Origin of the sequence: Microbacterium oleivorans (assembly GCF_001691565.1) — a bacterium.
GTDB classification, from domain to species: Bacteria; Actinomycetota; Actinomycetes; order Actinomycetales; family Microbacteriaceae; genus Microbacterium; species Microbacterium oleivorans_B.
Genome location: NZ_MAYO01000002.1, coordinates 460,878 through 483,933 on the forward strand (window position 1 = coordinate 460,878; position 23,056 = coordinate 483,933).

At 71.8% G+C, this 23,056-nt stretch carries 20 protein-coding genes; 6 read left to right on the forward strand and 14 right to left on the reverse strand.

Translation table 11 applies throughout. The features are described 5' to 3' along the window. Nucleotides 1-17: 17 nt before the first annotated feature. The 5 genes from BBA86_RS02560 to BBA86_RS02580 are packed head-to-tail and all read right to left on the reverse strand — an operon-like array spanning nucleotide 18 to nucleotide 4,607. Entirely contained in the window at nucleotides 18-1,175 is a 1,158-nt protein-coding gene (locus BBA86_RS02560; RefSeq protein WP_065570114.1) for an MFS transporter, read from the reverse strand. A gap of 1 nt (nucleotide 1,176) precedes the next feature. Then, entirely contained in the window at nucleotides 1,177-2,442 is a 1,266-nt protein-coding gene (locus BBA86_RS02565) for an aminotransferase class III-fold pyridoxal phosphate-dependent enzyme (RefSeq protein WP_065570115.1), read from the reverse strand. Beyond that, the gene (locus tag BBA86_RS02570) at nucleotides 2,439-3,218 is read right to left on the reverse strand and encodes a hypothetical protein (RefSeq protein WP_065570116.1); all 780 of its coding nucleotides are present in this window, start codon (nucleotides 3,216-3,218) and stop codon (nucleotides 2,439-2,441) included. The genes BBA86_RS02565 and BBA86_RS02570 overlap by 4 nt, the downstream gene beginning before the upstream one ends. Beyond that, the gene (locus BBA86_RS02575) at nucleotides 3,199-3,825 is read right to left on the reverse strand and encodes a TetR/AcrR family transcriptional regulator (RefSeq protein WP_065570172.1); all 627 of its coding nucleotides are present in this window, start codon (nucleotides 3,823-3,825) and stop codon (nucleotides 3,199-3,201) included. Before BBA86_RS02575 ends, BBA86_RS02570 begins: the two co-directional genes overlap by 20 nt. Before the next feature lie 8 nt (nucleotides 3,826-3,833). Continuing rightward, entirely contained in the window at nucleotides 3,834-4,607 is a 774-nt protein-coding gene (locus BBA86_RS02580) for an SDR family NAD(P)-dependent oxidoreductase (protein WP_065570117.1), read from the reverse strand. 122 nt (nucleotides 4,608-4,729) lie between these two features. Here BBA86_RS02580 and BBA86_RS02585 point away from each other — a divergent pair, with 122 nt between their 5' ends. From BBA86_RS02585 to BBA86_RS02595, 3 genes are read left to right on the forward strand one after another with little or no spacing between them, the layout of a single operon-like run. Next, nucleotides 4,730-5,092, forward strand: a complete 363-nt coding sequence (locus BBA86_RS02585; protein WP_065570118.1) for a PadR family transcriptional regulator — start codon at nucleotides 4,730-4,732, stop codon at nucleotides 5,090-5,092. After that, nucleotides 5,089-6,477, forward strand: a complete 1,389-nt coding sequence (locus BBA86_RS02590; protein WP_065570119.1) for a hypothetical protein — start codon at nucleotides 5,089-5,091, stop codon at nucleotides 6,475-6,477. Before BBA86_RS02585 ends, BBA86_RS02590 begins: the two co-directional genes overlap by 4 nt. After that, complete coding sequence (locus tag BBA86_RS02595; protein WP_065570120.1) at nucleotides 6,478-7,065, forward strand: hypothetical protein; 588 nt, start codon at nucleotides 6,478-6,480, stop codon at nucleotides 7,063-7,065. It begins immediately after the preceding gene. A 40-nt stretch (nucleotides 7,066-7,105) separates the two neighbouring features. Here the strand turns inward: BBA86_RS02595 and BBA86_RS02600 are convergent, their stop codons facing one another. From BBA86_RS02600 to BBA86_RS02635, 8 genes are all read right to left on the reverse strand, one after another. Next, on the reverse strand, nucleotides 7,106-8,179 hold the full coding sequence (locus tag BBA86_RS02600; RefSeq protein ID WP_065570121.1) for a Glu/Leu/Phe/Val dehydrogenase family protein: 1,074 nt from the start codon (nucleotides 8,177-8,179) through the stop codon (nucleotides 7,106-7,108). A 136-nt stretch (nucleotides 8,180-8,315) separates the two neighbouring features. Next, nucleotides 8,316-8,660 carry a UBP-type zinc finger domain-containing protein gene (locus tag BBA86_RS02605; RefSeq protein WP_065570122.1) on the reverse strand — a complete coding sequence of 115 codons (345 nt, stop codon included), beginning with the start codon at nucleotides 8,658-8,660 and terminating at the stop codon, nucleotides 8,316-8,318. Nucleotides 8,661-8,677: 17 nt separating this feature from the next. Continuing rightward, entirely contained in the window at nucleotides 8,678-10,324 is a 1,647-nt protein-coding gene (locus tag BBA86_RS02610; protein WP_223247005.1) for an FAD-dependent oxidoreductase, read from the reverse strand. 10 nt (nucleotides 10,325-10,334) lie between these two features. After that, on the reverse strand, nucleotides 10,335-12,167 hold the full coding sequence (gene nhaA, locus BBA86_RS02615; protein WP_065570123.1) for a Na+/H+ antiporter NhaA: 1,833 nt from the start codon (nucleotides 12,165-12,167) through the stop codon (nucleotides 10,335-10,337). Between the two features lie 56 nt (nucleotides 12,168-12,223). Further along, nucleotides 12,224-14,128 carry a glycogen debranching N-terminal domain-containing protein gene (locus BBA86_RS02620; protein WP_065570124.1) on the reverse strand — a complete coding sequence of 635 codons (1,905 nt, stop codon included), beginning with the start codon at nucleotides 14,126-14,128 and terminating at the stop codon, nucleotides 12,224-12,226. After that, nucleotides 14,125-15,039 carry a carbohydrate ABC transporter permease gene (locus BBA86_RS02625; protein ID WP_065570125.1) on the reverse strand — a complete coding sequence of 305 codons (915 nt, stop codon included), beginning with the start codon at nucleotides 15,037-15,039 and terminating at the stop codon, nucleotides 14,125-14,127. Before BBA86_RS02625 ends, BBA86_RS02620 begins: the two co-directional genes overlap by 4 nt. Then, complete coding sequence (locus BBA86_RS02630) at nucleotides 15,036-16,157, reverse strand: carbohydrate ABC transporter permease (RefSeq protein ID WP_065570126.1); 1,122 nt, start codon at nucleotides 16,155-16,157, stop codon at nucleotides 15,036-15,038. The genes BBA86_RS02625 and BBA86_RS02630 overlap by 4 nt, the downstream gene beginning before the upstream one ends. Before the next feature lies 1 nt (nucleotide 16,158). Beyond that, nucleotides 16,159-17,421 (reverse strand): extracellular solute-binding protein, encoded by a 1,263-nt coding sequence (locus BBA86_RS02635; protein ID WP_065570127.1) that lies wholly within the window; start codon nucleotides 17,419-17,421, stop codon nucleotides 16,159-16,161. Nucleotides 17,422-17,557: 136 nt separating this feature from the next. Between BBA86_RS02635 and BBA86_RS02640 the strand changes: the two genes are divergently transcribed. Next, nucleotides 17,558-18,565, forward strand: a complete 1,008-nt coding sequence (locus BBA86_RS02640; RefSeq protein ID WP_065570128.1) for a LacI family DNA-binding transcriptional regulator — start codon at nucleotides 17,558-17,560, stop codon at nucleotides 18,563-18,565. 291 nt (nucleotides 18,566-18,856) lie between these two features. On the opposite strand, the gene BBA86_RS02645 is transcribed toward BBA86_RS02640, so the two are convergent. Then, on the reverse strand, nucleotides 18,857-19,702 hold the full coding sequence (locus tag BBA86_RS02645) for an IclR family transcriptional regulator C-terminal domain-containing protein (RefSeq protein WP_411267686.1): 846 nt from the start codon (nucleotides 19,700-19,702) through the stop codon (nucleotides 18,857-18,859). 52 nt (nucleotides 19,703-19,754) lie between these two features. Here BBA86_RS02645 and hutH point away from each other — a divergent pair, with 52 nt between their 5' ends. Beyond that, a complete protein-coding gene (gene hutH / locus BBA86_RS02650) occupies nucleotides 19,755-21,395 on the forward strand; it encodes a histidine ammonia-lyase (RefSeq protein ID WP_065570129.1) in 1,641 nt (546 codons plus the stop codon). Next, nucleotides 21,392-23,056, forward strand: coding sequence for a urocanate hydratase (gene hutU / locus BBA86_RS02655; RefSeq protein ID WP_065570130.1), 1,665 nt, complete (start codon nucleotides 21,392-21,394; stop codon nucleotides 23,054-23,056). The genes hutH and hutU overlap by 4 nt, the downstream gene beginning before the upstream one ends.

Below are 23,056 nucleotides of genomic sequence, written 5' to 3' on the forward strand. Positions count from 1 at the left end.
GCCGGGGGCACGAGGTCTCAGCGCGCGGTCCGTCGCCACGCGGGGACGGCGGCGGCCAGCAGGAGGGCGGGGAGGAGGAACGCGAGCCCCGACCCCGTGACGTCGGTGAGCACCCCGACCCCGACCGCGCCGATGACGGCGCCCGCGTAGTTGAAGAGATTGACCCGAGCGATCACCTCGTCGCTGCGCGCGGGGTCGATCGATCCGGCGAGTCCGAAGGCGATGGGAACCAGGGCGCCGACGGCGAGGCCGCTCACCGCGAACGCGCCGATCGTGACGACGGGAGAGGGGACCGCCGCGACGATGAGCGCACCGGCGACCCCGAGGACGAGACCGACCGCGAGGAGCCTCGCCCGGCCGATGCGGCGGACGACGGCATCCGTCATCATCCGCGCGACGAGCACGCCGCCCTGGTACGCAGCCAGACCGACGGGAGCGAGCGCGACGGCCGCGCCGATCGATTCGAGATGGATCGCGCCCCATGAGCTCACCGCCGAGTCGACCGTGTACGCGGCGAGGATCACCAGCCCGACGACGGTGATCGCGCGCCCGTCCAGGCGTGGTCCCCGCGTTCCGCTCCGTTCGGGGCCCCGCGCCGCCCGCTCGCGACTGAGCAGACGCGCACCGCTCAGGACGAATACGACCTGCACGGCGGCGGCGGCCACGAGCGCGGCGAACGCGGGGGCCCCGGACGCGAGGATCCCCGCCATGCCGAGTGCGCCGACGATCGACCCGGCCGTCAGCGTCGCGAAGAAGCGCCCGAGGAGCGGCGTGGGCCGGCCGCGCTGGGCGAGGACGCCCTGCATGTTCGAGGACGCGTCGATCAGCCCCAACCCCAGGCCGTAAACCAGGACGGATGCCGCGAGCATCGCGACCGCCGGCGAGAACGCCGTGGCGACGAGTCCCGCCGCCTGCAGCGACAGGCCCGCGATCACGCCGTGTCGGCTGCTCGCCCGGCGTGCGATGGCATCGGCAGCGAGCGACCCGAGCGCCGCCGTGACGCAGACCCCGAGCAGGATCGCGGCGATCCCGGTCGAGTCGAGCCCCGTGCGCTCCTGGAAGGCGGGGAGCGCCGTGACGATGACGGCGTAGCCGAGTCCCTGGAGGCCGTACACGGCCGCGGTCGCGACGACGGTGCGTGTCGGCGCCGCGGGTGGTGCCGTCGTGCCGGTCACCTCACACCGCCGCGGGATGGTGCGTCCGGAGGGCCGCGAAGGCCTCCGCGGCGATCGCGACCGTGCGGTCGACGTCGGCTTCGGTGACCGCGGCGTTGAGGAAGTGATTGTGGTGGGAGGTCAGGTAGGCGCCGCGACGGACGCACTCGGCGATCCAGTCCTGGTGCAGCATGAGCGAGTCCGCCGGGTCCACCACCCGCAGGTAGAAGAGGGCGGGAGCCCCCGAGGCGATGAGCTCGTAGCCCGCGTCCGACGCGACCTCGGCGAGGCCGTCGGTCAGCCGTCGCCCGAGCCGGTCGAACACGGCGGGAGCGTCGAGCTCGCGGAGCTTCTTCTGCGTCGCGATCCCGGCGGCGAACGGCACGGCACTCATCCAGTAACTGCCCGTGTACGTGATCGAGCTCACCGCCTCCTTGAGCGACTCGCGTCCGAGCAGGGCCGACACGTTGTATCCGTTCGCGAGCGCCTTGCAGAAGCAGATGAGGTCGGCCTCGAAGCCGAAGTAGTGGTCGCTGCCGGCGAGGTCGAGGCGGAAGCCTGCGCGCACGTCGTCGATGATGAGGACGACGCCGTGCTCGTCGCACAGCTTCCGCACCGCCTGCCAGTACCCCTCGGCGGGCAGCTGGTTGTCGACGAAGTTGCCGTGCATGTAGGGCGTCGAGATGAGAGCGGCGACCTGACCGCGGTTCTCGGACAGCAGGGTGCGGAGCGCGTCGAGATCGTTCCACGGCACGTAGAGGTTGTTCGCGACGTCCTCCTCGAGGACGCCCGGGTAGTCGAGCTTCTGCGTCCACGGCGCGACCCCGTGGTAGAACCCCTTCACGAAGATCACCTTCTTGCGCAGCGTCGCGGCGCGGGCGGTCATGATCGCGAGCGTCGTCGTGTCGCCGCCGTTCTTGGCGAACATCGCCCAGTCGGCACTGGCGACCTGGTCGACCAGCAACTCGGCGAAGTCGATCATGACGGTGGAGGGCAGGGAGACCACGTCCTCCTTCTTCGCCTGCGCTTCGGCGGCGGCGACGACGTCGGGGTCGTTGTAGCCGAGGACGTTCGGCCCGTAGGCGCACATCCAGTCGATGAACGCGTTGCCGTCAAGGTCCCAGAACCGCGTGCCCTCGGCGCGCGTCGCGAACTTCGGGAAGCCCTCGTTCGGCAGGTGCAGTCCCTCGGTGGGGCCGAGGTGGCCCGGGATGCCGCCGGGGATCACCCGCTGGGCGCGGCGGAAGGCGGCGAGGCTCTTGTCGAAGGTGTACACGGGGAAGCTCACTTTCCGAGGTAGTGGCCGACGCGGTCGAGGATGCGGCTCGTGTTGTCGACGAGGGGGATGTAGCCGCGGATGGCGATGCGTCCGTCGCCGACGCAGGCAAGGGCGCTCTCGCGACCGGCCAGGACGTCGCCGGCGGTCTGCAGATCGGCGAACCGGAAGACGGCTCGGGGGGCGGCATCCGTCACCGGAACGCGCGAGAGCCGGTGCTCCCGCACCCGCAGGCGGTGGCGGAGCGCGTCGCCGACGGCGATGTCGAGGTCGCCGTCGCTCATCTGGTCTGCACTGAAGCGCCCGGAGCGGTCGCGGTTCGCGACGATCGCGATCGCCCCGACGGCGACCTCGAGGAGCAGGACGCGGTGCGCATCGGTGAACGCGGGATCGGCGAGATCCGTGTCGGTCGGGCGCAGGTGGCGACCCAGCAGGTCGCTGACCGGGGTGAACACCTGCGTCAGGAAGCGGATGCCGGCCGGTCCCGCGATCGGCAGCGGCGACCCCGAGCCGGCCAGTACGGCGTTCAGATGCGCGGGGGAGCGGAAGACGAGCGTCGCCCGCGTCATCCCGCCGGGATCGCCGTCCGCGGGTCGGATCCCGTCCCGCGCGAACACGAGGCTCATCGTCCCGCCGCCCACCACCCGTGCGGTCAGCCGCACCGGCTGAGCCAGTCCGGCGAGCAGTCTCGACGCGTCGGGCGCGACCTCAGACAGCTTCGGCAGCGCGCCGAGGACGGCGTGCAGGTTCACGGCAGCGAGGACGCGGTCATCGATCTCCGTCAGCACGGGGACTCCCTTCGGTCGAGGCCCCGAGCGGGGCGGATGCCGCGGCCAGGGCGGCGGCGGCGAACGATGCCGTGCGACGCGCGGCATCCGAATCCCCGTCGGCGAGCCACGTCGTCGTGATGCCGTCCACGACGACGACGAGGTGGCGTGCCAGATCGGCGAGGGGCTCCGTCCAGCGGTTCCCGGTGATCTCGGCGGCATACGACAGGACCTGCGCGGCCGTGTCGTAGTACGTCTGCCACTGCGCGCGCATCTGGCCCTGCGGGTCGCGCCGGCGGGCCACGAGGGCGAGCTCCAGGAGTGCGATCTCATCGGCGGGGTCGTGCTCGAGCATGTCGATGTAGCCCTCGAGGCCCGAGCGGATCGCGGCGGTGAGCGACGTCGGATCGATCGCGCGGGACTCCGCGGCGAACCGCTCCTCTGCGATGACGGCGTCGATGACGGCCGTCATGAGCTCGTCCTGCGTCCCGAAGATGTAGGTGAAAGCGCCGAGGGGCATGCCGGCCTCGGCGGTGACCGCGCGGGTGGTCGCCGCGGCCACGCCCCGCTGGGCGATCACGCGGATCGCGGCGGCGACGAGCTCGTCCCGTCGTTCCTCGGGCGGCATCCGGCGCATCATGCACCTCCGACCGCGCGGGCGGCGACGTGGAGGCGGAGCCGCCGCGGAGAGACGCGTGCCACCCACCCCTGCACGCGATTGGCGGCGCCGACTGTCCGAACCGGGGAGGGGCGCGAGGCGTCGAGGGCGTCGAAGGCCTCGTCGAGCACGTCGTCGACGGTCTTGGTGGCGCCGACCTTGAAGGTCTCGGAACCGGCCGCGGCGAAGAACTCCGTCTCGGTGGGTCCGGGGCAGAGTGCGAGGACCGTCAGGCCGGTGCCGCGCGTCTCCTGCCAGATCGCCTCTGTGAGGGAGGTCACATACGCCTTCGTCGCCGCGTAGACGGCGAGGCCCGGCAGCGGCTGGTGACCGGCGTTGCTCGAGACGTTGACGAGCACCCCGCGAGCGGCGATCAGTTGGGGGAGGAGCTCTCGCGTCAGCAGCGTCAGCGCCAGGACGTTGACCTGCACCTCGGCGGCGACACGGGCGGCATCCTCGTCGACGAAAGCGGACGCCGTGCCGAAACCCGCGCTGTTGACGAGACCTGCGGGACGGATGCCGCGTTCGGCGAGGTCGGCGGCGATCGCGGCCGGCGCGGCCGGGTCGGCGAGGTCGGCGGCGAGGACGGTGGCCTGCACGCGGTGGAGCCCGCGGACCTCCTCGGCGAGGGCCTCGAGCCGATCGGCGCGACGGGCGATCAGGACGACGTCGTGACCGCGTGCGGCGAAACGGCGGGCGAACCCGGCCCCGATCCCCGAGCTCGCTCCCGTGATGACGATCGCGCCGGACATGGGGCCTCCTCAGGAGTTGTACAGATGAACAAGTGCGGGTGGTCACCCAGTATGGCGACGGCGGAGGGCTGGGTAAAGGATCAATCATGGGAATATGCCCGCCGATGGAGTATGAAGGAGGTATGGCATCGACTCTCGGCCCGACGGGCTTCTGGATCCTCACCGCGCTCGCCGGGGGGCGCCGGCACGGCTACGACATCCTGCGCGACGTGGAGGCCGCATCCTCCGGGCGCGCTGCCATGAAAGTCACGACCCTGTACGCCGCCCTCGAGCGCCTCGAGCGCGAAGGCCTCATCCGCGCAGACGGCGAGGAGGTCGTCGGGGGTCGCGCCCGGCGGTACTTCGCGATCGTGGATGCCGGGAGCGCGGCGCTCGAGGCCGAGATCGCCGCGATCGAGCACCAGGCTCACGTGGCGCGCGAGCGGTTGCTCGCCGCGGGGCGTCCCGCGGTCCAGCCGGGTTTCGGACGGGCGGCCCTCGCGTGAGCGGGCTCGACCAGCGGCGGTTCCGCCGGCTGATGCTCTGGTACCCGCGCACGTGGCGGCGGGGGAACGGTGACGTCCTCCTCTCCCTCATGCTCGACGACGCCGAGCGCACGGGGCGGTCGCGGCCCACCGCGGCCGAGGCCCGCGCGGCGATCGTGCACGGCCTGGGTGCTCGGCTGGGGGCCACGACGGCGATGATCGCGGCATCCCTCGCGATCCTCGCGACCGCGGCGGGACAGGTCGGCATCCTGTTCCTCACCGGCGGCGGGCAGGCCGTCCACGAACCGATGCTGTTCGCGATGACGGGGCTCGCCCCCGCGGCGACCGGTATCGCCCTCATCGCTCTGCTGCGCGCCGTCGGGCTCCTCGGCGACGGTGCCGCACTGATCGCCGTGGTCTGCTCCGCGGCGGCAGGGACCTGCAGCGGGCTCGCGGGGATCGGGTGGGCTCGGGGATTCGACGCCGCGGACGCCGGGCTGCCCCAGACCGGTCTGGCGGCGCTGACCCTCCCGCTGGGGGCCGCCGGCATCCTGCTCACGGCGGTCGCGTTCGCGCTGCTCCTCACCCCAGCGCTGCGACGAACGGTGCTCGCGTCGGCCGCCTCGATCCTCGCGGTCGTCGTGGCAGTCATCGCCGCTCCGATCACGGGGACGATCGTCTTCTTCTCGCCCGGCACCACGGCGGTCGTCGCGATCGCCGTGCTCGTGGCGGCCGTGCTGCCCCGGGTGCGAGGTGCCCGGCGACGTGATCACGCCTCCGTGCCCGCGCCGCAGCCGCCGAGGCCCGCCGCCCACGTTTCCGCGAGCGGCGCCGCGCTGAGTCGCGTCCTCGCCGGGGTCGCTCTGATCGGAGGCGCGGTGGGGATGACCTGGGCCTTCGCCGGCGCGGCATGGTCGCCCGCCGCTCGAGGGGACGACACCGCGGCGATGCGCGAAGGGATCGTCATCCTCGCGATCAGCATGATCCCTGCACTGGCCGCGCTCGGCGTCGTGCTGCGGCGCTCGCGCCGGACGGCCGCCCGCGACGTCTGGATCCCGGTGATCGCCGCCTCGACGGGTTTCGCCGCGATCGCTGGGGACTACGCGGTCTCGGACGGCCGCGGCGACCTCACCGTCGGGTGGGTCGGTGGGGCGGTGGCGATCGGCGTGGCCCTCGCGTGGTGGATCGTCGCGCGGATGCCCGTGGGCACGGGGAGGGGTGACGCGATCGGCATCCGGATCGGCGTCGGCCTCGGCATCGTGCTCGCCTACGCGCTCGTGCTGGGCCTCGCCCTCACGCCGATGCTCGCCTTCGGGGCGCCGGTGGTCGCACTCGTGGTGCTCATCCTGCCGTGGCGGCGGGTATCCCGTGCGACCTCGGTCCCCGCCGCAGGTCGGGCTGCGTAGGTGGACCACCGCGGACCGGCGTGGGCGACGGCGGCGATCGTCGCGGCGTCCCTCGCTCTCACGGCGTCGATCGTCGGAGGGGTCGGATCGATCACCCCCGAGGGGCCGGATGCGTCCCTGTTCGTCTCCAGCGGGGTCGCCCCCGCCGCCGTCGGCGTCGCGCTCGCGGCGATCGCCCGCGTCGCCGGGCTGGTCGGTGCGAGGGGTGCCGGAGGGCTCATCGTCGCCGCCACGGTGGCGGGAACGGCCGGCGGCCTCGCGGCCACTGCGGTCCGGGTGTCCTTCCAGCGGAGCGATGACGGGCTCCCCACCGGTGCGGTCGACGCGCTCGCCGCGGGTCTCGCCGCCGTCGGTGTCCTCGCGCTCGCCGCGTTCCTGGCCCTCGCGGGGTTCCGGCTCCTCCGCCGTGCGGACCTTCCGGTGTGGGCGGCGGCGACGCTCAGCGCCGTCGGCGGGGTGATCGTCGGACCCGTCCTCGGTGTCATCGCCGTCGTGGTGCCTCCGTTGACTGCGGTCTCCGCCGTCGCGCTCATCGGCTGCGCCGTCGAGATGCGGCGCCGGATGCCGGTGGCCGCCGCGCGGCCCTGACCCCGCCCGGGACCCGTCGTCGCGGGCCCCGGGCAGCGGGTCAGACGCTCGCGGGAACGCGCGTGCCTGTTGCCAGGCGCTCGGCGGCGTACGCCTCGGCCGCGTCGAGCGGGGTGACGCCGCGAGCGGCCGCATCATCGAAGAGGCGCCGCAGCGTGTCGCCGATGCCGTCGATGCGGGTGGCGATCTCCTCGCGGTGGCCGGGAGTGCGCGCTTCGACGTCGAGGTAGATGACGCCGCCCGCGTTCGCGACGAAGTCGGGCGCGTACAGGATGCCGCGATCCGCCAGACGTAGGGCGCCGGACCGCTCCGCCAGCGGGTTGTTCGCGGGTCCGCAGACGGCCTTCGCGGCGAGGACGTCGATGACCTCCTCGGTCAGGACGCCGCCGATGCCGGCCGGGACGAACACATCGGCCGGCACGAGGTGCTCGGTGCCGGGATCGACCCAGGTCGCGCCGAGCTCCGCGGCGAGCGACATCTTCGCCGGGTTCACGTCGGTCACCGTGAGGACCGCGCCCTCACCGGAGAGCCGGACGGCGAGGCGGCTCCCCACCTGGCCGAGTCCCGAGATCGTGACGCGTCGGCCTGCGACCTCGGGCGAGCCCGCGATGCGCTCGAGGGTTGCGCGGAGCGCCGCGTAGACACCGCGGCTCGTGGGGCCGGCGGGCTCGCCCGAACCGCCGACCGAGTCGGGCAGACCCACGACGTGCGCCGTCCGCTCGCTGACGACGAGCATGTCGTCGGTCGTCGAGCCCACGTCCTCGGCCGTCCGGTACTGGCCGCCGAACGACTCGACCGCGTCGCCGAGGTCGAGGAACGCGGCACGGCGGCGATCGGCGTCGAGGGTGTCCGCCTCGCTCAGGGCGATGACCGACTTGCCGCCCCCGGCATCCAATCCCGCGGTGGCGTTCTTCAGCGTCATCGCCGCCGACAGACGCAGCGCGTCGCCCATCGCGTCGGACCAGTGCGGGTAACGCCACAGGCGCGCGCCGCCGAGGGCAGGGCCGAGCGTCGACGAGTGCAGGGCGACGGTGACGACCAGGCCGCTGCGCCGGCCCGTCATCACCTCCACGCGTTCGTGGGTGAAATCGGGCAGGGGCAGAGAATGCGTCATCGCGATCCTTGTCGACGGGCCTTGTGGGCGCTGCGGTGCGGATGCCGCCGATCTGCGGCATCCGTCATCATTCTGCCTCGCTTATGCCCGCCGGGCGAGATCGGCGGTCGGGTCGTTTCTGTCGTCTGACGTCCGCTCAGGTGTGGATGAGTTCGCGCCAGTTCAGGGGAACACGGCCGCGCGGGCCGGGAGCGGGCTGGTCGGCGGGGTGGCTGGTGGGTTCGGCGAGCTCGGGACCGGTGAACATGGTCTCGTCGACGTAGTCCCAGAACCAGTCCTCGCCGGGCTCGAAGCTCTGCACGAGGCGGTGTCCGCTCTCGCGGAAGTGCGCCGTCGCGTGCTGGCCGGGCGATGTGTCGCAGCATCCCACGTGTCCGCATGCCGCGCAGCGGCGCAGGTGCACCCAGAACCCGTCCTGCTGATCGCACTCGGCGCAGCCCGCGCCCGAGGGGGCGACGTTGGTGTCGATGTCGGAGCTCATGAGGTCCTTTCGAGGGGTCAGTAGGCCAGCGCGCGGTGCACCGAGGCGACGGCGCTCGAACCTTCGCCGACGGCTGCGGCGACGCGCTTCATCGATCCGCGACGGACGTCGCCCGCGGCGAACACGCGCGGCGCCGACGTTTCGAACGGGAACGGCTCCCGTCCGAGGTTCCGCCACTGCGCGATGGACTGCACGGCCACGTCGGCGCCGGTCCGGATGAATCCGTCGGTGTCGCGGTCGATGGCGGGCAGCCAGGACGTCGCCGGGTCCGCCCCGATGAAGCAGAAGAGCCCTCGCGCGTCGACGGCGCCGGCGGAGTCGATCGTGACGGACTCGAGAGTGCCGTCGCCGTCGAGCGCTGTGACCTGGGATGCCGTGTGCACCCGCACGCGCGGATCGTCGGCGAGCCGGTCGGCGAGGTAGCTGGACATCCGGGTGCGGAGATCGGTGCCGCGGATGACGAGGTGCACGGGGGAGCCGTGGGCGGCGAGGTAGAGCGCGGCCTGCCCGGCGGAGTTCGCGCCGCCGACCACGACGACCGGCTTGTTCTGCACCTGGCGGAGCTCGAGCGGTGTCGCGGCGTAGTAGACCCCGGAGCGCTCGAAGTCCTCCCAGCGATCGAGGGCGAGGCGCCGATACGCGGCACCGGAGGTGACGATCGCGCTGCGGGCACGGATGATGCGGCCGTCGGAGAGCGTCACGTCGAGGAGGTCGGTGCCCACCTGGGTCAGCCCCACCGCCTCGCACGGCGCGTAGACCCGAACGCCGAACTTCAGCGCCTGCAGGACGGCCTGACCGATGAGGTCGCCGCCGCTCACGCCGAAGGGGAACCCGAGGAAGTTCTCGATACGGGAGGTGGATGCCGCCTGCCCGCCGGGCGCCACGGCATCGAGCAGCACGGTACTCAGCCCCTCCGACGCGCCGTAGATCGCTGCCGCGAGCCCGGCGGGACCTCCGCCGACGACGACGAGATCGACGATCTCGTCGGACTCGGCCTGGTAGCTGAGGCCGAGGCGGTCGGCGACGAGTCCCGGCGTCGCGCGGGGGATCGGCTCACCCTGCACGTACGCGACGGGTAGGTCCTCGGCCGCGACCTCGTGCACGTCGAGCGTGTCGAGGTCGCTGGGCGCGAGGGCGACGGCCTTGTGGACGAGGTCGAGCCGCTCGGCGAACCGCCGGAGCGACAGGAAGTCGTTCGACGTGGTGGTCCCGACGAACTTGAGTGTCATCGCGGCCGGGCCTGTGCGAAGCGACTCGCGCCGCGCCCACAGCGCGTGCAGGATGAGGTCGCAGAGCTCGTCGTCCTCGCTCATGATCTCGCGGAGCGCCGCCCGGGACAGCCGGTGCACGCGGCCGGCTTTCGTCACCCGGGCTGATAAGAACGCGCTCTGGCCGTTCAGGATGCCGAGCTCACCGGCGAATCGGCCCGGGCCGACCGTCGTGATGACGGCCTCGCCGATCCAGCGCAACGCGTCGCGGACGATCTCGACCTCGCCCGACTCCACGAAGATCAGGTCGTAACCCGCATCGCCGGTGCGGAAGACGTAGTCGCCGACCTCGACATCCTGCGGGACGGCGGCGGCGACCAGTCGCCGCCAGTGCACGTCGGAGATGTCCGGCGACATCATCGCGTCCATCGTCATGGGAGCGTTCTCTTGCGCCATGGCGCCCAACCTACCGACCCGCGGGTGCGATCGGGGCGTCGGATCCCGACTGCAGTGCGCGGATGAGGGACTGCGCGTCGTACGGTCCCGTATGACGGCGTCCGTTCACGAAGAACGTCGGCACCGAGTGGATGTTCATCGCCTCGGCGTCGAACATGTCATCCCGCACGCGGCTCGCCACATCGGGTGCCGTGAGATCGCGTTCGAACCTCGGCACGTCGAGCCCGAGGCGGGCCGCGAGACGCACGATGTCGGACGGCAGCTGGTTGTCCTGGTCGGCGAAGAGGCCCCGCTCGAACTCGAAGAACTTCCCTTGCTTCGCCGCCGCCTCCGAAGCCTCCGCCCCCGCGAGGGCGTTGGGGTGCTGTTCGGTCAGCGGAGCGTGCCGCCAGACATAGCGCAGGTTCGGGCCGAGCTCGTCCATGACCTCCTGGATCGACCCCGACGCCTTGAGGCAGAATCCGCACTGGAAGTCCCCGTACTCGACGATCTCGTAGGCAGCATCGGCGGACCCGAAGATGTGGTCCCGACGCGGATCGACGGGACGCACGAGCACCTGGCCGACCTCCTCCTCGGGACTGCGTGCGTCGGCGATCCGGAACAGGACGGTGCCGAGGGCGAGGGCGATCACGGATGCCGCGAGCACTCCCACTCGCGCCTGGTTCTGTGCGTCCGGGTCCTCGATCGCAAGGTCGATGATGAACAGCGAGATCGTGAAGCCGATGCCGGCGAGGGCGGCTCCGCCGCCGATCCGGTCGAGGGAGAGCCCCGGCCCGAAGTCGCCGATCCTGAAGGTTTTCAGGACGGCGGTCGATCCCCAGATCCCCGCGAGCTTGCCGACCACGAGGCCGACGACGACACCCCAGGTGAGCGGCGAGGTCGCGGCGGCGGCGAGGATGTCGGGGCTGAGCGAGACGCCCGCGTTCGCGAGCGCGAACAGCGGCAGGATCACGTAGGCGACGTACGGGGCGTAGGCGGTCTGCAGGCGCTCGTTGATCGAGATCGATTCGCGGAGGCTGTTCGCGGCCGCGCGCGCGTACTCGGTGCTCGGCGACTGCCGGAACGTGCGGGCGAGTTCGAGCGCGTGTTCGACGTCGCGGCGGTCGGGCCGGTAGACCGGCACGAGCAGCGCGATCGCGACGCCGGCGAGGGTGGGGTGAACGCCCGAGGCGAGGAAGGCGAGCCACACGACGACGGCGAGGGTGGCGTAGATCGGACCGCGCCCGGCGCGAACGTAGCGGACGAGGTAGATGCCGATGAGGCCCACCGCCGCGACGAGGAGCGGCATCGGCGTGAACGTCTCGGTGTAGACGAGCGCGATGATGCTGAGCGCCCCGATGTCGTCGACGACGGCGAGGGCGAGGAGGAACACCCGCAGGCGGCCCGACCCGCGCGGGCCGATGAGCGCGAGAGCGCCCACGAGGAAGGCCGTGTCGGTGGAGATGACGACGCCCCAGGCATCCGCGTTCCCGCTCGGACCCGCGATGAGGACGAACAGGAGGGCGGGCAGCGCGAGTCCCGCGACGGCTGCCACGACCGGGACGACGGCGCGCGACCAGCTGGTGAGCTCGCCGATCGCGAACTCCCGCCTCACCTCGAGACCGACGGTGAAGAAGAAGATCGCCATCAGCGCGTCGTTGACGAGCGCGTGCAGCGTGAAGTCGAGGTGGATGTCGCCCAGCCCGATCATCAGGTGGGTGTCCCAGAACCCGTCGTACGTCGACGACGAGATGTTCGCCCACACGATGGCGGAGCCGGTCGCGATCAGCAGGAGGAGCGCACCCATGCGGGTGCGTCCCATCCTGCCGACGTGGTCCGCGATCGAAGCGAGTTTCCGCGCCATGCATCCTCCGGAGGGGTCGAGTCGGAAGCCAGTCTCCACCCCCTGCCGGGGTTCTGTCAGCGGGGAGCCGTGAGGATCTCGTGGCAGACGACGGCGGCGGCCGCCGACCACGCCTGCGGCCGACAGGCTGCGGGGTAGGGAGCCGGCACGGTGACGTCGCTCGCGGCGTCACCGGCGTGGAGTTCCGGCATGCGGTAGGCGAACGCCTCGGCGGCGGCGAGCATTCCGTCGACCAGCACGCGTGCGTGGTCGGTGAGGCCCGCCCGCGCCATGCCGCGCGCGACGATCGCCGTGTCATGCGCCCAGACGCTGCCGCCGTGATAGCTGAGCGGCCAGTAGCCCCCGGCATCCGTCGACATCGTCCGGAGGCCGAAGCCGGACGCCATGGACGGGCCGACGAGCAGATCGGCGACGTCGCGTTCCTCGTCGGGATCGAGGATGCCGGTGCCCAGCAGGTGACCCGCGTTCGAGGTCAGGGTGTCGACCGCCCGACCGTCGCAGTCGAGAGCGATCGCCGGGTACCGGCCCTCCGGCGTCTCGACCCAGAAGCGCTCGCGGAAGCGCGTGCGGAGGTCCGCCGCCCACGACCGCAGACGCTCGGCGCCGTCCTCTTTGAGCGCGTCCAGGAGATCCGCGGCGCGGACCGCGGCCTCGTAGGCGTAGCCCTGCACCTCCGAGAGCGCGATGGGCCCGTCCGCGAGCGACCCGTCGCGCCACTGGATCGAGTCGCCCGAGTCCTTCCACCCCTGATTCGACAGGCCGTGGCCGGTATCGTCGACGTAATCCAGGAAGCCGTCCGCGTTCGCCGACGCGATCATCCAGTCGAGCGCATCGTGCATCGTCGGGAGCAGATCGCGCACCTCGGCCTCCGGCATCCCGGCCTCGTGCGCCTCGGCGAGCAACGTGATCCACAGCGGGGTCGCGTCGACCGTGCCGTAATAGAGCGGCGGAAGCGAGATGCCCTCGCCGGGCATCGTGAGCGTGCCGGCGCGCAGCTCGTGGACGATCTTGCCCGGCTCCTCCGCGGTCGCCGGGTCGGCGGTGGAACCCTGCAGCCGTCCGAGCACGCGCAGAGTGGATGCCGCCATCCCCGGGTCGACGGAGAGGAACAGGCGTGCCGCCCACAGCGAATCGCGCCCGAAGAGGGTGAAGAACCACGGTGCGCCGGCGGCGAAGAACTCGTCGGGGTTGCCGGGCAGAGTCAGGCGCAGGGCGTCCAGGTCGTCGAGCGCCTGCCGGAGCCAGCGGAACAGCCGCGGATCGACGCCGTCGACGGGCTCGATCGCCCAGTCGACCTGCCGCGTCGTGCGCCGGACGACGAGCGACGGGTCGTCGAGGTCCACGTGCCAGGACACCGTCGCGGTCGACCGCGACGGGCAGGTCACGCGCCACGTGAGGATGAGGTCGTCGCCGCCTGCGGTCACCTCGGCGCCCGGCGCCTGCAGGCGCATCGACGCGTCGCCCGAACTCACCTCCACGGCGTCGCCCGAGAAGGTCCGTTCGACCGGAGCTGCGCCGTCGGTGCCGGATTTGACGTCCTGCATCGGCGTCGCGTCCGGAGTCACCGCGACCTCGAGAACGAGCTCGACCGCCTCCTCCAGATGCGAGACGAGGGTGAACTCCTCCCTCATCCGCCCGTCGGCGACGACGCGACGCCGCGTCAGTCGGATCTTCGGGTCCGGCGTGCGGTCGTCGAGGCGTCGCAGCAACGCCTCGAAGCGCGCATCGGATGCCGACGCCGCCGAGCGGGAGATCCACTCGGGCGCGTGGGTCGCGGCATCCGTCCCGTAGCGGACGCGGGTCGCGCGGATGAAGCGCGTGTCGCCGTGGAAGACGCCGTCGATCGACGCGGTGTCGAGCGAATGGCGGCCGATCTCACCGTCCTCGCGGGACCACACCTGGGTGGGCGCGCGGAGGACGACGACGGCGTCGGACAGGAAGGGCTGGAGGCCTGCGGTCATCCCTTGACTGCTCCTTCTGAGGTGTTCATGATGCGCTTCTGGAAGATGAAGAAGACCACGGCGACGGGGATCGTCATGAGCGCCGCGGCGGCGAGCTTCAACGGATACTGGGTGCCCTGACTCAGCTGCCCGGACGACAGGCTCGCGACACCGCGCGTCAGGGTGAACAGGCCCGGGTCCTGAACAGAGACGATGAAGTGGGTCAGCTCGTTCCATGACCCCTGGAACGAGAGGATCACGATCGTAATCAGCGCGGGTCGCGCCATCGGCAGGACGACCGACCAGAACACCCGGAAGGTGCCCGCGCCGTCGATGCGCGCCTGCTCCTCGACCGAGGGAGGGATGGACTCGAAGAAGTTCTTCATGATGAACACGCCCGCCGCGTCGACGAGCAGCGGCAGGACCATACCGGCGTACGAGTCGTACATCCCGAGCTGGTTGAGCACGAGGAAGCGCGGGATCAGGAGCACCACCGACGGCACCGCCATGACGCCGACGACGAGCGCGAAGATCAGACCGCGCCCGCGGAATCGCAGTCGGGCGAGCGCGTACCCGGCGAGGGAGACGAAGAACACGCGTCCGAGCGTGACGAGGATCGTGACCACCGCCGAGTTGGCAAACCACAGCGGGAAGTCGCTGTTCAGGAACAGCCGCTCGTAGGCGGCCGTCGTGAAGGTCTGCGGGATCAACGAGATGGGGTTGGATGCCGCCTCCTGCTCGCTCTTGAAGGAGGTCGCCACCTGCACGAGGAACGGATAGATGTAGACGAGGGCGAGCAGGGCGAGGACCCCGTACAGCGCGATCTGTCCGAGACGGGATGCCGGGGTGAGCCGGCGCCTCCGCTGCGGCGCGCGGTCGATCGGCTCGTCGGTGAGCGTCTTCGTGCGAGCGAGGGTTCTACTGTCGGTCACGACCGCGCCCCCTTCGGCGTGTAGGCGCGGATGCGGCGCTTCGAGACGGGGCGCTCCCGCAGGAGCCACCGCTGGAGCAGCGTGAACGCGATGATGATGAGGAACAGGATGAAGGCGATGGCCGCGCCGATGCCCCAGTCCTGATTGCTGAACGCCGACGTATACGACAGGTAGGCGGGGGTGATGGTGGTCTTGCCCGGTTGGCCCTTGGTGCCGGTGTAGATCTGGTCGAAGACCTGCCAGCAGCCGATCAGGCCGAGCGTGATGACCGTGAAGAGCGTCGGGCGCAGCTGGGGGAGCGTGATCCGCCAGAAGCGCTGCCAGGCGCTCGCGCCGTCCATCATGCCCGCCTCGGTCAGCTCGTAGCCGACGTTCTGCAGCGCCGCGATGAACAGGAGCATGAACGTGCCGCTCGTGGTGAACACCGCCATGATGATGAAGGCGCTCATCGCGACGGAGGGGCCCGCGATCCAGTCCCAGCCAGACAGCCCCAGGAAGCCCGGCTGAGAGATCGCGGCGGGCGCGGCATCCACCCCGAACACGCCGAAGAGCAGGTGCACGACGCCGCGGGGATCGTTGAACCAGTTCGGTCCCTTGCCTCCGGTGACCGCGGCGATGAGCGCGTTGACGGGGCCGGCGGCGCTGAAGAGGAAGATCCACAGCACGGTGATGGCGACCGAGCTCGTCACCGACGGGAAGTAGAAGGCGGTGCGGAAGAAGCCGCGCGCCTTCATCATCCGGCGACTGACGAGCACCGCGAGGAACAGCGACAGCGCCGTCTGGAGAGGGACGACGAGGAAGACGTACCAGGCGTTGTTCCGCAGGGCTGTGCCGAAGTCGCGGCTGCGGAGCCCTCGGCCCGAGGTCAGCTCGCCGTAGTTGTCGAGCCCCACGAAGTTGACGTTCGGTGAGAGGGGGCTGCCACGGCCGCCCCAGTCCGAGACGCTCACCCACAGCGCCATGAGGACGGGGAGGAAGAGGAACACCCCGAGGATCGCGACGACGGGAGAGACGAACAGCCACCCGGCGACACCCTCGCCGCGACGCAGACCGCGTGAGCGGTGGTCGCGGCGAGGGGTCTTCTCGGGTGCCCGCTCTGTGATGACGGGCGAGGCCATGTCAGCCGACGATCGCCTCGAGGTTGGACTGGACGCTCTTCAAGATCGCGGCGGGGTCGCCGTCCTTGAGGGTCGCCAGCTGCGCGTTGAAGTCGGTGAAGACGTCCGACACACCGTCGTTGGTCGGCACGCCCTGGGCGTAGTCCGCACCCGAGAGGAACGCCTCGAGGTCGGGGTTGTCGGTCGTCCACTGCTCGGCGGCCGACTGCACCGACGGCATGGGGCCGAACGCCTTCGAGAAGGCGAGCTGCTGCTCGGCGGTCGTCAGGTATTCGACCAGGCTGAGGGCTGCCTCCTGGTTGGGGCTGTCGGCGGCCATACCCCAGCAGTTCGTGAACTGCAGCGTGCCCTTGCCGGCGGGGCCGGCGGGCAGTTCGACGACGAGCGGGTCGACGTCGGGGTAGTCGCCGAGGGCGCCGGTGATCCAGTTTCCCTCGATGGTCATCGCGCCCAGCTGCTTGCCGAACGCCTCTCCGCCCCAGCCGGCACCCACGTCGGCCGCGTAGGCGAACGTGCCGTCGGCGAGGTGCTCCTTCACGTAGGCGAGGGCGTCGGCGTTCTCCTGGCTGTCGGCGACGGCCGTCGCGCCGTCCTCCGACACCAAGCGCCCGCCGGCTTCGGCCATGAAGACGCCCACCCGCTGGTATTCGCCGCTGAAGACGAGACCGGTCGTGTTGCCCGAGGTCAGCTTCTTCGCCGCTGCGGCCAGCGAGTCCCAGTCGGTCGGGATGTCGGCCTCGGTGAGGCCCGCCTTGTCCCACAGGTTCTTGTTGATGATCAGCTGGAGCGTCGAGAAGTCCTTCGGCGCGCAGAAGAACTTGTCGTCGTAGGTGAAGTTCTGCACGAGCGACGGGTAGAAGTCCCCTTTGTTCTCGAGCTGGTCGCCGTAGGCGATGACCGAGCCGTTGTCGGCGTAGCCGGCGAGCAGTTCGGTCGCGAGGTAGAAGAGGTCCGGCGGGTTGCCGCCGGCGAAGCCCTGCGAGAGCTGCTGGGTCAAGTCGGTGGCGGCGATGACCTCGGCGTCGACGCCCGAGTCCTTCGACCACGCTGCGACGGCCTCCTTGACCGCGGCCGTCTCGGCGTCGCCCGACGAGCCGATCATGATCGTGAGGGCGTCGTCGGATGAGGTGAGCCCGCCGCCGCCGTCGGCGGAGCCGGATGCAGCTGGGCCGTCGTCGAAGCCCGAGCCGCCGCATCCTGCGAGGGCGAGTGTGGCGGCGAGGCCGACCCCGCCGAGCGCCATGAGTCGTCTGCTGTGTCGCATGTCCGTATCTCCTTCGATCCCGGTGCTGCGATCGTTCCGACCGTGCTGATCTCGGTCGACTTTGAACGATCAAATTGTGGAATGATGCCCAAGGTAAGAGGGTGGTCCCATCACTGTCAAGGGGGCGGGGGCGTCGATGAGTGAGAAGTCGATAACGATCGAGGACGTCGCTGTCGCTGCCGGCGTCTCGCGCCAGACGGTCAGCAACGTGCTGAACACGCCCGCCATCGTGAAGGCCGCGACCCGCGAGCGGGTGCAGGAGGCGATCTCCCGCCTCGGCTATTCGCCGCACGCCTCCGCGAGGCGGCTCCGCACGCAGCGGAGCGCGACCATCGGCATCCACCTCGATCCGTACGCCGGCGGGATCTCGGGCGTCGTGCTCGACAGGTTCGTCCACGCCCTCACCGAGAGCGCCGGCGACCGGGGCCTGCGCGTGCTCGTGTACGCGGCATCCGATCAGGACGAGGAGATCCGGCGGATGTCGGACCTCGTCCACGCCGGCGACGTCGAGGCCGTCGTCGTCACGGGCACCCGGTACGACGACCGTCGACTCGCCTGGCTCACCGAGCGCGGCGTGCCCTTCGTCTCGTTCGGACGCCCGTGGGATGCGGCGTCGCCCGAGGAGTCCGCGCACCTGTGGGTCGACGTCGACGGCGCATCGGGCACGCGCGCCGCCACCCAGCACGCGCTCACCGTCGGCCCACGGGTCGCGTTCCTCGGCTGGCCCGCGGGCTCGCCCACGGGCGATGACCGCGAGCGCGGGTGGCGCGAGGCGATGACGGATGCCGGTGCCCGCCCCGACCTGCGCCTGTCGGCCGAGGAGCGGGTCGCCGATGCGCGCGAGCAGGTCCGCGAGCTGCTCGCGACGACCGAGGTCGACGCCGTCGTGTGCGCGAGCGACACCCTCGCCGTCGGAGCCCATGTCGCGGCCGTCGCCGCGCAGCGCGCGGACCTCTCGATCATCGGCTTCGACAACACCCCCGCGGCCGAGGCTCTGGGACTCGCGAGCGTCGAGCAGCTGCCCGAACTCGTCGCCGCCGGCGCCCTCGACCTGCTGATGGCGGGCGGGACCCGCATCGAGCGGCGCGCGGCGGGGGCAGGCGAGGGGCACGTGCTCGTGCAACCGCGTCTCGTGGTCCGCTGAGGCGGTTCGGAGCCTGCCGGGTCCGCAACGCCGTGCGAGCCGCAGACATCCGGGCGACACGCCGTGGTTGGCGACGTCCCACCGGGCGCGTCGCCGGGGATCTCCGCCGTTCGACGCCGGGGGCGGTATCGGATCGGTGCCGCCGCCGGGAGCCGGAGTGGTGCTGGCGCAGGCCCGGCTACCGGAGGCTCCGGGCGACAACCGCGGAGTTCTCGGTCGCTGCGGGCGGGAACCGGCCTCCTCGCGCCGCGAACGACGGAATCTCCGAGGTTGGTGCCGGGCTGAGGGTAGCTACCGCCGGCCGATGCGGCGGGAGAGGTCGGCCGCCGCTTCCGCCGCGAGCGCGGCGAGCCCGTCGGGGTCGACGTCGGCACCGTCGGGCCAGGTGACGGCGATGGCGGCTGCGGGCCAGTCGGCGTGGTCTCGGACGGCGACCCCGACGGAGCGGAATCCCAGCGTGACCTCGCCGTCCTCGGTCGCGTAGCCGTCGGTTCGGGCCTGCCGGAGGAGTTCCCGCAGCTCGCCGGGCCGACCCGGTCCGCGGCCGGTGCGCTGGGTGGAGAGGGCTGCCGCGTCGGGGAACAACGCCCGGACCTGTTCGCGGGGGAGGGCGGCGAGCATCGCGCGCCCCGTCGCGGTGAGGTGCGCCGGCAGGCGCACGCCGACGTCGGTGATGAGCGCGGGTCGACGCGGCGCCCGCTCCTCGACGATGTACAGCACGTCGCGCCCCGTCATGACGGCGAGGTGCGCACTCTCGCCCGCGCGGTCGGCGAGCTGGGCGACGATGGGCCGGCCGAGGCGGGCGAGGGGCTCCTGCCGTGCGTACCCGCCGGCGAGCTCGAACGCAGCGGTGCCGAGGCCCCAGCGGCGGTCGCCGTCGAGGTGGACGACGAATCCGTGCGCCGCCATCGCCGCGAGCAGGTGGTACACCGTCGATCGGGGCAACTCGAGGTGCGTCGCGATCGTCTGCGCCGCGACGGGCCCGCGCTGGTGCGCAAGGAAGCTCAGGATGCGGAGCGTCTGATCCGCCGCGGGGACCTTGGGCCTGTCGGGGGCCGGCGCCTGCGGCTTGTCTGGGATCGGCGCCCGCGGCTTGTCTGGGATCGGCGCCCGCGGCTTGTCTGGGATCACAGACACAGGATGCCACGTCCGCCTCCCGCGGACCGTCGCCGCGCGCTGGAATCGACGCATGCCCGTCCTCACCGCCGTCGTCCTCGCGGACGCCCCGCTCACCCCCGCCGAGGTCGTCGCCGTCGCCCGCCACGACGCGCACGTCGTCGTCTCGGACGCGGCGCTCGCCCGCACGGCCGAGACCCGCGCGCTCATCGAGCGGCTCGCCGACGATCCCCACCCGCACTACGGCATCTCGACCGGCTTCGGCGCGCTCGCGACGACGTTCATCGCGACCGACCGGCGCCGCCAGCTGCAGGCGAGCCTCATCCGCTCGCACGCCGCCGGGACCGGACCCGAGGTCGAGCGCGAGGTGGTCCGGGCGCTGCACCTGCTGCGCCTCCAGACCCTCGCGACCGGCCGCACCGGCGTGCGTCCCGTCGTCGTCGAGACGTACGCCGCCATGCTCAACGCGGGCATCACCCCGCTCGTGCACGAGTACGGCTCGCTCGGCTGCTCCGGCGACCTCGCCCCCCTCTCGCACATCGCGCTCGCCGCGCTCGGGGAGGGGCCGGTCCGCACGGCGGACGGCACGCGGGTGGACGCCGCAGAGGCGTTGGCGGCCAGCGGCATCCGTCCCCTCGTCCTCGAGGAGAAGGAGGGTCTCGCCCTCATCAACGGAACCGACGGCATGCTCGGGATGCTGTCGCTCGCCCTCGCCGACCTCGACACCCTCCTCGCGACCGCCGACCTCGCCGCCGCCCTCTCGGTCGAGAGCCAGCTCGGCACCGACGCCGTCTTCGCCGCGGACCTCATGGCCCTGCGCCCCCAGTCCGGCCAGGCGGTCTCGGCCGCGAACCTGCGCCACGCGCTCGCCGACTCGCCGATCGTCGCGAGCCACCGCGACCCGGCCGTCTGCACGCGCGTGCAGGACGCCTACTCGCTCCGCTGCTCGCCGCAGGTGCACGGCGCGGCCCGCGACACCCTCGACCACGCCCGGATGGTCGCCGAGCGCGAGCTGGCCTCGGCCGTCGACAATCCCGTCGTCACGCCCGACGGGCGTGTCGAGTCGAACGGCAACTTCCACGGAGCGCCGGTCGCGTACGTCCTCGACTTCCTCGCGATCGCCGTCGCCGACGTCGCCTCGATCTCCGAACGCCGCACCGACCGCGCGCTCGACCGCACGCGCAGCAACGGCCTGCCGCCGTTCCTCGCCGACGAGGTCGGCGTCGACAGCGGCCTCATGATCGCGCAGTACGCCGCGGCGGGCATCGTCTCCGAGCTCAAGCGCCTCGCGGTGCCGGCATCCGTCGACTCGATCCCGTCGTCGGCGATGCAGGAGGACCACGTCTCGATGGGGTGGGCTGCCGCCCGCAAGCTGCGCCGCGCGATCGACGGCCTCGCCCGCGTGCTCGCGATCGAGGTGGTGACGGGATGCCGCGCCCTCGACCTGCGCGCCCCGCTGCAGCCCGGGCCGGTCACCGGAGCCGTCCGCGACCTCGTCCGCACCGTCGTCGAGGGGCCAGGTCCGGACCGCTTCGTCGCACCCGATCTCGAGGCCGCGACGGAGCTCGTCGTCACGGGTGAGGTCGCCCGCACCGCGTTCGGACCGGCCGGCGAGCGGACATCCGCCGCCGGGAGGACGAATCCTCCCGAATCCGTCCGCTCGAGCGCAGATCTCCGCGCAGACGCCGCACCGTTCGAAGGAGAACAGGCATGACCGACACGACCACGAACCGCACCGTCCGAGCGGACCGGGGCAACACGCGAACCGCGAAGAGCTGGGGCGCCGAGGCGGCGAAGCGGATGCTGATGAACAACCTCGACCCCGAGGTCGCCGAGCACCCCGAGGACCTCGTCGTCTACGGCGGCACGGGCAAGGCGGCGCGCTCGTGGGAGGCGTACGACGCGATCGTCCGCACCCTCGACGAGCTCGAGCCTGACGAGACCATGCTCGTGCAGTCCGGCAAGCCGGTCGGCGTGTTCCGCACGCACGAGTGGGCGCCGCGCGTGCTCATCGCGAATTCGAACCTCGTCGGCGACTGGGCGACGTGGCCTGAGTTCCGCCGCCTCGAGCACCTCGGCCTCACGATGTACGGCCAGATGACGGCGGGCTCCTGGATCTACATCGGCACGCAGGGCATCCTGCAGGGCACGTACGAGACGTTCGCCGCCGTCGCGCGTTCGCTCGGCCGCGACTCGCTCGCCGGCACGCTCACCCTCACCGGCGGCGCGGGCGGCATGGGCGGCGCGCAGCCGCTCGCCGTCACGATGAACGGGGGAGCGGTGCTCGTCGTCGACGTCGACGAGTCGCGCCTGCGTCGCCGCGTCGAGCACGGCTACCTCGATGAGCACACCGCCGACCTCGACGTCGCGATCGAGCGGGCCCTCGCTGCGAAGGAGGCGGGCGAGGCGCGCTCCATCGGCGTCGTGGGGAACGCGGCAGACGTGTTCCCCGAGCTGCTGGCCCGCGGCATCCCGATCGACATCGTCACCGATCAGACGAGCGCGCACGATCCCCTCGCCTACCTGCCGTCGGGCGTGGCGTTCGAGAACTGGAAGGCCGAGGCGTCGGCCGATCCGGAGGGCTTCACCGAGCGGTCCCGCGCCTCGATGGCGCGGCACGTCGAGGCGATGGTCGCGTTCCAGGATGCCGGGGCAGCGGTCTTCGACTACGGCAACTCGATCCGCCGTGAGGCCGAGCTCGGCGGGTACGACCGCGCGTTCGCGTTCCCCGGTTTCGTCCCGGCCTACATCCGCCCGCTGTTCGCGGAGGGCAAGGGGCCGTTCCGGTGGGTGGCGCTGTCGGGCGATCCCGAGGACATCGCGAAGACCGACCGTGCCGTCGCGGAGCTCTTTCCCGAGGATGCCGCCTTGCACCGCTGGCTCGAGAAGGCGGCCGAGAAGGTGCAGGTCGAGGGTCTGCCCGCCCGCATCTGCTGGCTCGGGTACAAGGAGCGACACCTCGCCGGGCTGAAGTTCAACGAGATGGTCGCGTCGGGCGAGCTGTCGGGTCCGATCGTGATCGGCCGCGACCACCTCGACGCCGGGTCGGTTGCGAGCCCGTATCGCGAGACCGAGGCGATGGCCGACGGGTCCGACGCGATCGCGGACTGGCCGCTGCTGAACGCCCTGCTCAACACGGCGTCGGGAGCCGCGTGGGTCTCCATCCACCACGGCGGCGGCGTCGGCATCGGACGCTCGATCCATGCCGGCCAGGTCACCGTCGCCGACGGCACGCCGCTCGCCGCCGAGAAGCTCGCCCGGGTCCTCGTGAACGATCCCGGCACGGGCGTCATGCGCCACGTCGACGCCGGCTACGACCGGGCGAAGGAGGTCGCCCGCGAGCGCGGCCTGACCGTCCCGATGCTGGACGCGTGA

Coding starts and splice junctions, on each gene's coding strand:
- BBA86_RS02580 (WP_065570117.1), bottom strand. CDS start 4,607: ATGTCCGGCGCGATCGTCATCACGGGAGCGAGCTCGGGGATCGGGGCC.
- BBA86_RS02640 (WP_065570128.1), top strand. CDS start 17,558: ATGAGTGAGAAGTCGATAACGATCGAGGACGTCGCTGTCGCTGCCGGC.
- BBA86_RS02620 (WP_065570124.1), bottom strand. CDS start 14,128: ATGACCGCAGGCCTCCAGCCCTTCCTGTCCGACGCCGTCGTCGTCCTC.
- hutU (WP_065570130.1), top strand. CDS start 21,392: ATGACCGACACGACCACGAACCGCACCGTCCGAGCGGACCGGGGCAAC.
- BBA86_RS02575 (WP_065570172.1), bottom strand. CDS start 3,825: ATGCCGCCCGAGGAACGACGGGACGAGCTCGTCGCCGCCGCGATCCGC.
- BBA86_RS02600 (WP_065570121.1), bottom strand. CDS start 8,179: ATGACGCATTCTCTGCCCCTGCCCGATTTCACCCACGAACGCGTGGAG.
- hutH (WP_065570129.1), top strand. CDS start 19,755: ATGCCCGTCCTCACCGCCGTCGTCCTCGCGGACGCCCCGCTCACCCCC.
- BBA86_RS02635 (WP_065570127.1), bottom strand. CDS start 17,421: ATGCGACACAGCAGACGACTCATGGCGCTCGGCGGGGTCGGCCTCGCC.
- BBA86_RS02605 (WP_065570122.1), bottom strand. CDS start 8,660: ATGAGCTCCGACATCGACACCAACGTCGCCCCCTCGGGCGCGGGCTGC.
- BBA86_RS02585 (WP_065570118.1), top strand. CDS start 4,730: ATGGCATCGACTCTCGGCCCGACGGGCTTCTGGATCCTCACCGCGCTC.
- nhaA (WP_065570123.1), bottom strand. CDS start 12,167: ATGGCGCGGAAACTCGCTTCGATCGCGGACCACGTCGGCAGGATGGGA.
- BBA86_RS02610 (WP_223247005.1), bottom strand. CDS start 10,324: ATGGCGCAAGAGAACGCTCCCATGACGATGGACGCGATGATGTCGCCG.
- BBA86_RS02630 (WP_065570126.1), bottom strand. CDS start 16,157: ATGGCCTCGCCCGTCATCACAGAGCGGGCACCCGAGAAGACCCCTCGC.